This is a genomic window from uncultured Streptococcus sp. (assembly GCF_963516515.1).
Lineage (GTDB): Bacteria > Bacillota > Bacilli > Lactobacillales > Streptococcaceae > Streptococcus.
In genome coordinates this window covers 30,996-42,228 of record NZ_CAUQCJ010000013.1, presented here as the reverse complement: position 1 = coordinate 42,228, position 11,233 = coordinate 30,996, and the positions used below count along the sequence as shown (strand labels likewise).

General features: G+C 39.9%; 11 protein-coding genes and 1 pseudogene. 8 read left to right on the top strand and 4 right to left on the bottom strand.

Translation table 11 applies throughout. From position 1 onward, the window contains the following. Positions 1-132: pseudogene (locus RYL77_RS04255) on the top strand (transposase); the annotation flags it as partial. A 541-nt stretch (positions 133-673) separates the two neighbouring features. Here the strand turns inward: RYL77_RS04255 and RYL77_RS04250 are convergent. The 4 genes from RYL77_RS04250 to RYL77_RS04235 form a co-directional block, all read right to left on the bottom strand. Beyond that, positions 674-973: a DUF1827 family protein gene (locus tag RYL77_RS04250; protein ID WP_315010108.1), complete on the bottom strand. Its 300-nt coding sequence runs from the start codon at positions 971-973 to the stop codon at positions 674-676. Between the two features lie 58 nt (positions 974-1,031). After that, positions 1,032-1,484, bottom strand: a complete 453-nt coding sequence (locus RYL77_RS04245) for an NUDIX hydrolase (protein WP_315010106.1) — start codon at positions 1,482-1,484, stop codon at positions 1,032-1,034. A gap of 129 nt (positions 1,485-1,613) precedes the next feature. Further along, positions 1,614-3,872 (bottom strand): ATP-dependent Clp protease ATP-binding subunit, encoded by a 2,259-nt coding sequence (locus RYL77_RS04240; RefSeq protein WP_315010104.1) that lies wholly within the window; start codon positions 3,870-3,872, stop codon positions 1,614-1,616. Between the two features lie 230 nt (positions 3,873-4,102). Beyond that, the gene (locus RYL77_RS04235; protein WP_000443570.1) at positions 4,103-4,333 is read right to left on the bottom strand and encodes a DUF1797 family protein; all 231 of its coding nucleotides are present in this window, start codon (positions 4,331-4,333) and stop codon (positions 4,103-4,105) included. A 190-nt stretch (positions 4,334-4,523) separates the two neighbouring features. On the opposite strand from RYL77_RS04235, the gene RYL77_RS04230 reads away from it, so the two are divergent. The 7 genes from RYL77_RS04230 (at position 4,524) to RYL77_RS04195 (ending at position 11,232) form a co-directional block, all read left to right on the top strand. Then, a complete protein-coding gene (locus RYL77_RS04230) occupies positions 4,524-5,207 on the top strand; it encodes an amino acid ABC transporter permease (RefSeq protein WP_001011642.1) in 684 nt (227 codons plus the stop codon). After that, on the top strand, positions 5,207-5,941 hold the full coding sequence (locus RYL77_RS04225; protein WP_000140954.1) for an amino acid ABC transporter ATP-binding protein: 735 nt from the start codon (positions 5,207-5,209) through the stop codon (positions 5,939-5,941). The genes RYL77_RS04230 and RYL77_RS04225 overlap by 1 nt, the downstream gene beginning before the upstream one ends. 177 nt (positions 5,942-6,118) lie before the next feature. Continuing rightward, entirely contained in the window at positions 6,119-6,976 is an 858-nt protein-coding gene (locus tag RYL77_RS04220) for a bifunctional methylenetetrahydrofolate dehydrogenase/methenyltetrahydrofolate cyclohydrolase (RefSeq protein WP_315010102.1), read from the top strand. Positions 6,977-7,113: 137 nt separating this feature from the next. Beyond that, the gene (locus RYL77_RS04215; RefSeq protein ID WP_315010100.1) at positions 7,114-7,935 is read left to right on the top strand and encodes a phosphate ABC transporter ATPase; all 822 of its coding nucleotides are present in this window, start codon (positions 7,114-7,116) and stop codon (positions 7,933-7,935) included. Between the two features lie 14 nt (positions 7,936-7,949). After that, positions 7,950-8,792 carry an NAD(P)H-hydrate dehydratase gene (locus tag RYL77_RS04210; RefSeq protein ID WP_315010097.1) on the top strand — a complete coding sequence of 281 codons (843 nt, stop codon included), beginning with the start codon at positions 7,950-7,952 and terminating at the stop codon, positions 8,790-8,792. A gap of 531 nt (positions 8,793-9,323) precedes the next feature. Next, positions 9,324-10,007, top strand: coding sequence for a ribose-5-phosphate isomerase RpiA (gene rpiA / locus RYL77_RS04200; protein WP_315010095.1), 684 nt, complete (start codon positions 9,324-9,326; stop codon positions 10,005-10,007). A 13-nt stretch (positions 10,008-10,020) separates the two neighbouring features. After that, the gene (locus RYL77_RS04195) at positions 10,021-11,232 is read left to right on the top strand and encodes a phosphopentomutase (protein WP_315010093.1); all 1,212 of its coding nucleotides are present in this window, start codon (positions 10,021-10,023) and stop codon (positions 11,230-11,232) included. Position 11,233 lies beyond the last annotated feature (1 nt).

The window sequence follows — 11,233 nt, the reverse complement described above, 5'->3', positions numbered from 1 at the left end:
AGTGCACTCATGATGTTTGACAAACACGCCAACCTCAAGTATAAGTTTGGGAATCGGCATTTCTGGGCGGAAGGTTATTATGTAAGTACGGTGGGACTCAATGAAGCCACAATTAAGAAATATATTCAAGATTAAAGAAATTATCCAGTGGATGATTTCTTCACGAGTATGAAAATTTGAGAACGAGTAAAGCATGATATAGCACTAGATAAATTGAGTGTAAAAGAATATGAGGATCCCTTTAGGGATAGTGGTAAGTAATACTAAAGCCTCTTTGAGAGGCAAGTGACGAGTCAAGAGCAATAAGGATTGAACAACGTGAAAGCCAGCGTCTTTAGGCGCTGGCTGGTAATTTGGGCTTATAGCCCTGGTTCAAACCACCCGTTAGACGGGTGGTCATGATTGTCTATAAAATCTTCTATGATAAGATCTCATACTCTTCGAAAATCTCTTCAAACCACGTCAGCGTCGCCTTACCGTATATATGTGACTGACTTCGTCAGTCTTATCTACAACCTCAAAACAGTGTTTTGAGCAACCTGCGGCTAGCTTCCTAGTTCGCTCTTTGATTTTCATTGAGTATCAAGATAAAAAATGGAGATGATTTAAAAAGCAAGTTAGAACCAAGTTTTGTGCTATAAGGTTCAAAAAGCTTTTTAATCTCTCCAATTTTTTATTTGGTTGGAATCGAAATTCCAATTAATTTCTCTGAGTAGAGTGTTTTGATATTGGCTTCATCAATAGAGTCCTTATCAATTTTACGTTTCAAGAAAAATTCTTGGATGGCTTCGATTTCAGTTTCGCGAATAGCACGGTGTTTGTTTGAAATGAGGATTTCATAGTGAAGCGGAGCTTGGGTAAAAATAACATCTGTATTTCCTGCAGAATAGACCTCAACAAGGGTTGTATCAGTACTTTCTAGCTGGCTTTTTACAAGTTGCGAGTGTGAGTTTGTCGTATTGATAAGCTTCATAACATTTCCTCCGATTTTCTAATTCTATTATAGCACTTTTTGAATAAAGTAGCATGATTTAGTCAACCTTATGCTGTTTTTTCCAAGATTGGATAGCCCATTTATGGCTACCACGTTTGAGATTTTCAATAGCCTCGTCAATAGGGAACCAGGCAATATGATTAAATTCTTCTAGTGGCTTTTGCACTTCTTTGAAAGAAGTTGCTTCATAGAGGTAGGCAGGATTGTAGTAGTAGGTGTCACGGTGACGAGAGTAGAAATATTCGTCAGCTTGTCCATAATAGGCACCAATTTCAGCTGTGAAACCAAGTTCTTCAATTAATTCACGTTTTAGGGCTTCCTGATGATTTTCACCTGCTTCAATTTCGCCACCTGGTAGAAACCAAGCGCCATTTGGTGCTTGAATAAGAACAATTTGTTTTTGTTCAGCATCAGGGATAACTGCATATACGCCATAACGGTTCTGGTAGGTCACATTCTCTTTTTTTTCTCCAAAAGTTGGGTTTGCCATTGCATTTTCCTCATTATCTATTATCTTTATTATTATCTTAATGGACAAAGGCCGAGCTGTCAAGAACTTATAGTTATTTTAGTAAAAAGGAGCAGAAAATTTTCATTTTCTACTCCTTTTCTATAGGATTTATACTTCTTTTTCAGAAGTTTTAACTTCAGCTTTTTTGGCAGACTTGATTTGAATCTTTCCCTTGCTGGTCATAACTGCCTTGAGGTCTTTTTCGCTTGGATTTTCAAGGTAGTAGTCAGTGATTGCGTCCTCAATATAGTCTTGAATAGTACGACGAAGTGGGCGTGCTCCCATTTTTGGATCATAACCTAGATCAACCAATTTTTCCTTGACCTTGTCGGTTACATCCAAATGAATGTTGTTGCTAGAAAGACGTTTGTTAACATCTGCTAGCATAAGCTCGACAATCTGAAGGAGGTTATCTTTGCTGAGAGCCTTAAATTCGATAATACCATCAAAACGGTTCATAAACTCTGGGCTAAAGAAGTTGCCGAGTTCACCAAGAACAGAGTTGGTACGTCCTTCTCTAGCAGCCCCAAATCCAACGCTGGCTTCTGCCTTACCTGTACCTGCATTTGAAGTCATGATGATGATGGCATCCTTGAAGCTAACGGTACGTCCTTGCCCATCTGTCAAACGACCATCGTCCAAGACCTGGAGGAACATGTGCATAACATCTGGATGGGCTTTCTCTACTTCATCCAAGAGAATAAGAGAATATGGATTGCGGCGAACTTTTTCAGTTAATTGCCCAGCCTCATCGTAGCCAACATAACCTGGAGGGGCACCAACTAATTTCGCAACACTGTGTTTTTCCATGTATTCACTCATATCAAAGCGAATCATACTGTCAGCAGAACCAAAGAGTTCGATAGCTAGTTGTTTGGAAAGTTCCGTCTTACCGACCCCAGTTGGTCCGACAAAGAGGAAGCTTCCAATTGGACGGTTTGGAGTACCGAGACCGACACGATTCCGGCGAATAGCCTTGGCAATCTTATCGACAGCATCATCTTGTCCAATAACATGAGATTTGAGGTCTTCGGCTAGATGAATGAGTTGAGATTGTTCTTTCTCTTTCAAATCACCAACAGGAATATTGGTTTTCTGCTCGATAATGTGCTCAATGGTTTTCTCACTGATGATAGGAGTATCTTGGTCTGTGACCTTTTTCTTTTGCATTTCCTTATACTTGGCAATCTGGTCGCGGAAGTAGGCTGCCTTCTCAAAATCTTCCTCTCGTGTAGCTTGAGACTTGAGATTTTCAGCCTCGATTAAGCGCTGATCAATGACTTTAGGATCCACAAAATTCAAGGTCAAATTCATCTTAGAACCAGCTTCATCTAGGAGGTCAATGGCCTTGTCAGGTAAGAAGCGATCTTGGATGTAGCGATTGGAAAGAGTTGCAGCTGCTTCAATTGCAGCATCGGTATAGTGAACGTGGTGATAGTCTTCGTATTTCTTTTGAATTCCTTTGAGGATAGTGATTGTTTCTTCCACGGTTGGTTCATCGACTTTGACAGGCTGCATACGGCGTTCTAGGGCAGCATCTTTTTCAATGATACGGTACTCATTGAGTGTAGTGGCACCGACTAGTTGCAGTTCACCACGGGCAAGGGCTGGCTTGAGGATATTTCCTGCATCCATATTGCCATCGCCTGCAGAACCAGCACCGACAATTTCATGGATTTCATCGATAAAGAGGATGATGTCTTCACGTTTGCGAATTTCTTCCATGAGTTTTTGCATGCGTTCTTCAAATTGTCCACGGATACCCGTTCCTTGAACTAAGCTAACCACATCCAGACGGATGACTTGTTTACCTTGGAGTTTATGTGGAACATCGCCATCAACGATTTTCTGAGCTAGACCTTCGACAACAGCCGTTTTTCCGACACCTGGTTCACCGATAAGAACAGGATTATTCTTAGTTCTACGATTGAGAATTTCGATGACACGGATAATCTCATCATCGCGTCCAATAACGGGGTCGATATCGCCACGACGAGCAATCTCAGTTACATTGATACCAAATTCTTCTAGCAGGCCTTTTTCTTGGCTTGGGGGTGGAGTTTGAGCAGATCCACGATTTTGGGAACCATAACCGCCGTTTCCACCGTAACCTCCACCTGATTGGGTTAGGGGAATAGGAGGAGTATTGCTAGAAGGTCTGAAATTGTTTAGATCATTGAAGAAATCACCAAAGGGATCGAAGTCACGATTGTTCAAATCTGTCATACCTTTAAAGAGACTGTTGTTAGGATCAGTCTTGATAATCTTGTAGCAGTTTTGACAGAGGTCAATTTGTTTTTGTTTTCCATTGAGATTGGTGTAAAGATGAATTGTTGAGTCGTTGATTTTACAGTTTTGACAAAGCATACATCTACCTCATTTCTTTCTTTAGCCTGACCTGGTTAAAGGTCAAAAATAGTCAAATTTCTATACTCTCATTATAACAGGATTGGGATGTAAAGCAAGTAAAAAGATTGCAGCTTTGAGAAGTTGTTACAATGAAAATTTTTGTGAATTTGGACTATAAAAAAATCCTATTTGTGAGACAAAAAGGATTTTGGTTAGACATGCAGGGTGTAATCCCAGCTTGTTTTGTATTAGTAAAGGAGTTCGTAAATCTCCATTGCAATCAAGTCAATGCTGTCAAACGTATAAGTTTCGCGAGCTTCGACATCACGAAGGGTAAAGATTGATCCGTTTTCTTCGTCGTGGCTGTATGCAACTTCTGCAACAACAACTCCTTCGCGTTCAAAATTACGTTTTAAATTTCCGCCGTCTTTTGCCATTGCTTCAAGGCGGTTGATGATTCTAACCAAATGTGATTCCATTTTGATTCTCCTTCATTTCTTATCGTTACTATTTTACCATAAAGGAGGTCAACTTGACTAGAAAAAACTAAGATTTCTCGCTAATTCTACCAGCTTAAAGTTTTTTTGAATAAATTAGATAAAAGATTTGAATTTTAATTCAATTAATGTTATAATCATACAGTATTCTATTTTAGAAAGCAGTGTGACTATGAATTTTTCTTTTTTACCCAAGTATTTACCTTATTTTAACTATGGGGCTGTTGTGACGGTTCTTATTTCTATCTGTGTTGTCTTTTTGGGAACTATTTTGGGTGTTGTCTTGGCTTTTGGGCAACGTTCCAAGTTTAAACCGCTTGTTTGGCTCGCCAACTTGTACGTTTGGATTTTCCGTGGGACACCGATGATGGTTCAGATTATGATTGCCTTTGCTCTTATGCATATCAATGCTCCGACTATTCAGGTTGGGATTTTGGGTGTTGATTTGTCTCGCCTGATTCCAGGGATTTTGATTATTTCTATGAATAGTGGTGCTTATGTTTCTGAGACTGTGCGTGCTGGGATTAATGCAGTTCCTAAGGGTCAGTTAGAGGCGGCCTATTCTTTAGGGATTCGTCCTAAAAATGCGATGCGCTATGTGATTTTGCCACAAGCAATCAAAAATATTTTGCCAGCATTGGGGAACGAATTTATCACCATTATCAAGGACAGTTCCCTCTTATCAGCTATCGGTGTTATGGAGTTGTGGAACGGGGCTACAACAGTTTCTACAACAACCTATCTACCTTTAACACCACTTTTATTTGCAGCCTTTTATTACTTGATTATGACCTCTATTTTGACAGTAGCCTTGAAAGCTTTTGAAAAACGTATGGGACAAGGAGATAAGAAATAATGACAGAAACCTTGATAAAAATTGAAAATTTACATAAATCCTTTGGAAAGAATGAAGTATTGAAGGGCATCAACCTCGAGATTAAAAGAGGAGAAGTTGTCGTTATCATCGGTCCTTCAGGGAGCGGGAAATCTACCTTGCTTCGTTCTATGAATTTGTTGGAAGAAGCAACCAAGGGGAAGGTTATCTTTGAGGGAGTCGATATTACGGACAAGAAGAATGACCTGTTTGCTATGCGTGAGAAGATGGGCATGGTTTTTCAACAATTTAATCTCTTTCCTAATATGACTGTGATGGAAAATATCACCTTGTCTCCTATCAAGACCAAAGGTGAAAGTAAGGCGGTGGCTGAGAAGAGAGCCCAGGAACTTTTGGAAAAAGTTGGTTTGCCAGATAAGGCAGATGCTTATCCACAGAGTTTGTCAGGTGGCCAGCAACAGCGGATTGCCATCGCGCGTGGGTTGGCTATGGAACCAGATGTTTTGCTCTTTGACGAGCCAACTTCAGCCCTGGACCCTGAAATGGTAGGTGAGGTGTTGGCTGTTATGCAAGACTTAGCCAAGTCAGGAATGACCATGGTTATCGTAACACATGAGATGGGATTTGCCCGTGAGGTGGCAGATCGTGTCATTTTTATGGCAGACGGTGTGGTTGTTGAAGATGGAACACCTGAACAGATTTTTGAACAAACTCAAGAACAACGGACTAAAGACTTCTTGAGTAAGGTTTTATAAGTTAGCTTTGTTTAGCTATTTGTAGCCAACTTTACATATAAAATATAGATTAATGAAAAGCTCGAACCGAGCTTTTTCTTATAGTTTGAAACTATAAGATAGCCTAGGCAAGAAGTGTTAGATGGGATTAGCAGTTTTTGATATAATGGAAGATATTTGAAAGAAAAGAGAAATGATATGACACAGATTATTGATGGGAAGGCTCTAGCAGCTAAGTTACAAGGACAGCTGGCTGAAAAGACTGAAAAATTAAAGGAAGAGACAGGTCTAGTACCTGGTTTGGTAGTGATTTTAGTTGGGGACAACCCTGCCAGCCAAGTCTACGTTCGCAACAAGGAGAGGTCAGCCCTTGCGGCAGGGTTCCGTAGTGAAGTTGTGCGAGTTCCAGAAACCATTACTCAAGCGGAATTGTTAGACTTGATTGCCAAATATAATCAAGATCCAGCTTGGCATGGAATTTTGGTCCAGTTACCATTACCAAAACATATTGACGAAGAGGCAGTTTTATTAGCTATTGATCCTGAAAAGGACGTAGATGGTTTCCATCCCCTAAACATGGGACGCCTTTGGTCTGGACATCCAGTCATGATTCCTTCGACACCTGCAGGAATTATGGAAATGTTCCATGAATACGGGATTGACTTGGAAGGTAAAAATGCGGTCGTCATTGGTCGTTCCAATATCGTTGGAAAACCCATGGCCCAGCTTCTTTTGGCCAAAAATGCTACAGTGACTTTGACCCACTCACGGACTCATAATCTTGCCAAGGTGGCTGCTAAAGCGGATATTCTGGTGGTAGCAATCGGTCGTGCCAAGTTTGTGACTGCTGACTTTGTCAAACCAGGTGCGGTAGTCATTGACGTTGGGATGAACCGTGATGAAAATGGCAAGCTCTGTGGAGATGTGGATTATGAGTCAGTTGCACCACTTGCTAGCCACATCACGCCAGTCCCTGGAGGTGTCGGCCCTATGACCATTACCATGCTAATGGAGCAAACTTATCAGGCGGCACTTCGGACATTGGATAGAAAATAAGAGAAAAATTTTCTGAGGAAAGTGTATTTTCTATAGCTATATCTAAAATGATAGAGATGAATATTAAATTTTAGAAATAAGTTTATAAAAGGAGATTTGCGCCTCCTTTTTGTTGTATAATGGAGTGAGGTGATTAGATGATTTTAAAAATTTATAATGGGGAATATAGTTTACAATGGGATGGAATATACTACTTAGCACTAATTGATTATCCAAATATTCAAGAGTGGGAATTAGAAAAAATTGCTAAATTTATAGCTTACGAAAAACTTCATAAACGTCAAACAAGTATTGAATGTGCTGATTCTTGTTTAAAAAAAGAGATTTCAGATTACATCTTTCAGCATCACTTTCTGCCACCATTTACCCCTACAGATAAAAGAGTAGCCTCGACTTATGATCTACATAAGAGGTTAGTGACTTCGGACTACTGTAGTCATACTACGACTATAGATGTAGCGATTTCTATCTTTAAAACAGGTCAGCTCTTATCTGCTGTGAAAGCCTTTGGGCGAGATGCTGAGGAGTTGGTTTTGGATAGTAGAAATGCTGCATCGGATCCGATAGATTATTTTGACTATGTCATGTTAGGGTGGTCAAATACAAGTTCTGGTTATCGATTAGCGATGGAGCGTTTATTAGGTCGAGCTCCTTCAGAGAAAGAATTACAAGACAAGTTTATTCCTGGAGTGAGTTTTCATTTTATCTATACAGATTTGATTAAAGTTACTGGATATATTTTTGATGGCTACCATGTTGCAAAAATTAAGGACATGTTGAATTTATTTAGTGAGTTGTATATTTGCATTATTCCAACTCATAATAAGAGCCAATTTGAAAATATTATTCCAAGTCGATTACTAGATAGGGTGCATTATCTTGACTATGCTGGAGAAGACTTAGAGGAGTGGACTAAGAAAGTCTATCAAGTTGTTTTAAAACAATCAGATAAAGGATAGTTGAGGAAAAAACGATGAGAGTGATTGAGCAAGCATTATTAGAAAAAGTCATTATTGAACGTTCTCGTACCAGTCATAAAGGAGACTATGGCCGTCTGCTGTTGCTTGGTGGGACTTATCCTTATGGTGGTGCTATCATCATGGCTGCTTTGGCAACTGTTAAAAGTGGAGCTGGTTTGGTGACTGTTGGAACAGATAGAGAAAATATCCCAGCTTTGCATAGCCATTTACCTGAGGCTATGGCCTTTTCTCTTAAAGACAAGCAATTGTTAAAAGAGCAATTGGAGAAGGCAGAAGTTGTCTTAGTGGGGCCTGGTTTACGAGACGATGCTTTTGGAGAAAATCTAGTAAAACAGGTATTTGCTAGCTTAAAACAGAATCAGATTTTGATTGTAGACGGAGGTGCCTTGACCATTCTTTCTAGGATAAGTTTGTCATTTCCTTCGAGTCAGCTTATCCTAACTCCCCACCAAAAAGAATGGGAAAAGCTGTCTGGTATTGCTATTGAAAAGCAAAACAAAGATGCAACGGCTAGTGCCCTGACTTCCTTCCCTCAAGGAACAATTTTGGTGGAGAAAGGTCCAGCTACTCGTATTTGGCAAGCTGGCCAATCAGATTATTACCAGTTACAGGTTGGCGGTCCCTATCAGGCGACTGGAGGAATGGGAGATACACTTGCTGGGATGATTGCAGGATTTGCAGGCCAATTCCAACAGGCCAGTCTCTACGAGCGTGTGGCAGTAGCGACTCATCTTCATTCAGCTATTGCTCAAGAACTAGCACAAGAACATTATGTGATCTTGCCGACGGAGATTAGTAATTATCTTCCAGAAGCAATGAAAAATGTCTCAAAATAGGCTGGGCTAGAATTTAATTTGAGTGGGAAATTTAGAAATTTTTTTAAGATAAAACGCATAATATCAAGTTTTTTATACCTGATAATATGTGTTTTTATAATTTTGAAACCAATCATTTTCATAATCAGATTCATTCTCAATCGAAACCTTTTCCTTCAACTTCGATAGGTTGTTGAAAAAATTTTAAATACCTTTACTTTACCAAATATGTTCCCTATTTTATTTATGTCTCTATTTAATCATTTTTTGTATTACAGGAGGTCAATTATGAGAAATTTTTGGAAAAATAGTTCAAATGGAAAAAAGAAACGGAAATAGTTTTATAACAATGAATGTTCTTGTTTAATTGCTTTTTTTATTCATTTTACAAATTTTTAAAAATTATAATAAAGAATTTCTGAAATGAAAATATTTTTAATCTTATTTTTTTGTTTTAATGTTACTGAAAATAGAATATTTGATGTTTCCAACTTTTGAATAATAAAGGTATACATGATATAATGAAGGTAGCTCTTTAGTGGAGGTGTTTGAGTGGAAAATCTGAAGAAAATGGCAGGCATCAAGGCTGCTGAGTTTGTCAAGGATGGCATGGTAGTAGGATTGGGTACTGGCTCTACTGCCTATTATTTTGTTGAAGAAATCGGTCGTCGGATTAAGGAAGAAGGACTGCAGATTACAGCCGTAACGACTTCTAGCGTGACTAGTAAACAGGCTGAAGGGCTTAATATTCCGCTCAAGTCTATTGACCAAGTAGATTTGGTTGATGTGACGGTTGATGGCGCGGATGAAGTGGATAGTCAGTTTAATGGAATCAAAGGCGGTGGTGGTGCCCTTCTCATGGAGAAGGTTGTCGCAACGCCCTCAAAAGAATACATTTGGGTGGTGGATGAAAGCAAGCTGGTAGACAAACTAGGTGCTTTTAAATTGCCTGTGGAAGTGGTTCAATATGGTGCAGAACAGCTTTTCCGTCGTTTTGAGCGATCTGGCTACAAACCAAGTTTCCGTGAAAAAGACGGCCACCGTTTTGTGACGGATATGCAGAACTTTATCATTGACTTAGCCTTGGATGTCATCGAAGATCCAATTACCTTTGGGCAAGAATTGGACCAAGTTGTTGGTGTCGTAGAGCACGGCTTATTCAACCAAATGGTGGATAAGGTTATTGTTGCTGGACGAGACGGGATTCAGATTTTAACCTCAAGAAAAGGAAAATAGAAGGAGATACACTATGTCAAAATTTAATCGTATTCATTTGGTAGTATTAGATTCTGTAGGAATCGGTGCAGCACCAGATGCTAATAACTTTGTCAATGCAGGGGTTCCAGATGGAGCTTCTGACACACTGGGACACATTTCAAAAACAGTTGGTTTGAATGTGCCAAACATGGCTAAAATCGGTCTAGGAAATATTCCACGTGAAACTCCTCTTAAGACTGTGCCAGTTGAAAGCAATCCAACAGGGTATGCAACAAAATTGGAAGAAGTATCTCTTGGTAAGGATACGATGACTGGTCACTGGGAAATCATGGGACTCAACATTACTGAGCCCTTCGATACTTTCTGGAACGGATTCCCAGAAGAAATCTTGACAAAAATCGAAGAATTTTCAGGACGCAAGGTCATTCGTGAAGCCAACAAACCTTACTCAGGTACAGCTGTTATCGATGATTTTGGACCACGTCAGATGGAAACTGGGGAGTTGATTATCTATACTTCAGCTGACCCTGTTTTGCAGATTGCTGCTCATGAAGACATCATTCCTTTGGATGAATTGTACCGTATCTGTGAATACGCTCGTTCGATTACACTTGAGCGACCTGCTCTCTTAGGTCGTATCATTGCTCGTCCTTATGTAGGTGAGCCTGGTAATTTCACTCGTACAGCAAATCGTCGTGACTTGGCGGTATCTCCATTTGCACCGACTGTTTTGGATAAATTGAACGAGGCTGGTATCGATACTTACGCTGTTGGTAAAATCAACGATATCTTTAACGGTGCGGGTATCAACCATGATATGGGCCACAACAAGTCAAACAGCCATGGAATTGATACGCTATTGAAGACTATGGGCCTTGCTGAGTTTGAAAAAGGATTCTCATTCACAAACTTGGTGGACTTTGATGCCCTTTACGGCCACCGTCGTAATGCTCATGGCTACCGTGATTGCTTGCATGAGTTTGATGAACGCTTACCTGAAATTATCGCAGCCATGAGAGAAAATGACCTTCTCTTGATTACTGCGGATCATGGAAATGACCCAACCTACGCAGGAACAGACCACACTCGTGAATATATTCCACTTTTAGCTTACAGTCCTTCCTTTAAAGGAAATGGTGTCATTCCAGTCGGACATTTTGCAGATATTTCAGCGACTGTTGCCGATAACTTTGGCGTGGAAACTGCCATGATTGGGGAAAGTTTCTTGGATAAATTGGTATAAG

Bases quoted from the DNA above. Each gene is read 5' to 3' on its own strand.
- RYL77_RS04250 (WP_315010108.1), bottom strand. From the start codon at position 973: ATGAAGCTTATCAATACGACAAACTCACACTCGCAACTTGTAAAAAGC.
- RYL77_RS04245 (WP_315010106.1), bottom strand. From the start codon at position 1,484: ATGGCAAACCCAACTTTTGGAGAAAAAAAAGAGAATGTGACCTACCAG.
- RYL77_RS04240 (WP_315010104.1), bottom strand. From the start codon at position 3,872: ATGCTTTGTCAAAACTGTAAAATCAACGACTCAACAATTCATCTTTAC.
- RYL77_RS04235 (WP_000443570.1), bottom strand. From the start codon at position 4,333: ATGGAATCACATTTGGTTAGAATCATCAACCGCCTTGAAGCAATGGCA.
- RYL77_RS04230 (WP_001011642.1), top strand. From the start codon at position 4,524: ATGAATTTTTCTTTTTTACCCAAGTATTTACCTTATTTTAACTATGGG.
- RYL77_RS04225 (WP_000140954.1), top strand. From the start codon at position 5,207: ATGACAGAAACCTTGATAAAAATTGAAAATTTACATAAATCCTTTGGA.
- RYL77_RS04220 (WP_315010102.1), top strand. From the start codon at position 6,119: ATGACACAGATTATTGATGGGAAGGCTCTAGCAGCTAAGTTACAAGGA.
- RYL77_RS04215 (WP_315010100.1), top strand. From the start codon at position 7,114: ATGATTTTAAAAATTTATAATGGGGAATATAGTTTACAATGGGATGGA.
- RYL77_RS04210 (WP_315010097.1), top strand. From the start codon at position 7,950: ATGAGAGTGATTGAGCAAGCATTATTAGAAAAAGTCATTATTGAACGT.
- RYL77_RS04195 (WP_315010093.1), top strand. From the start codon at position 10,021: ATGTCAAAATTTAATCGTATTCATTTGGTAGTATTAGATTCTGTAGGA.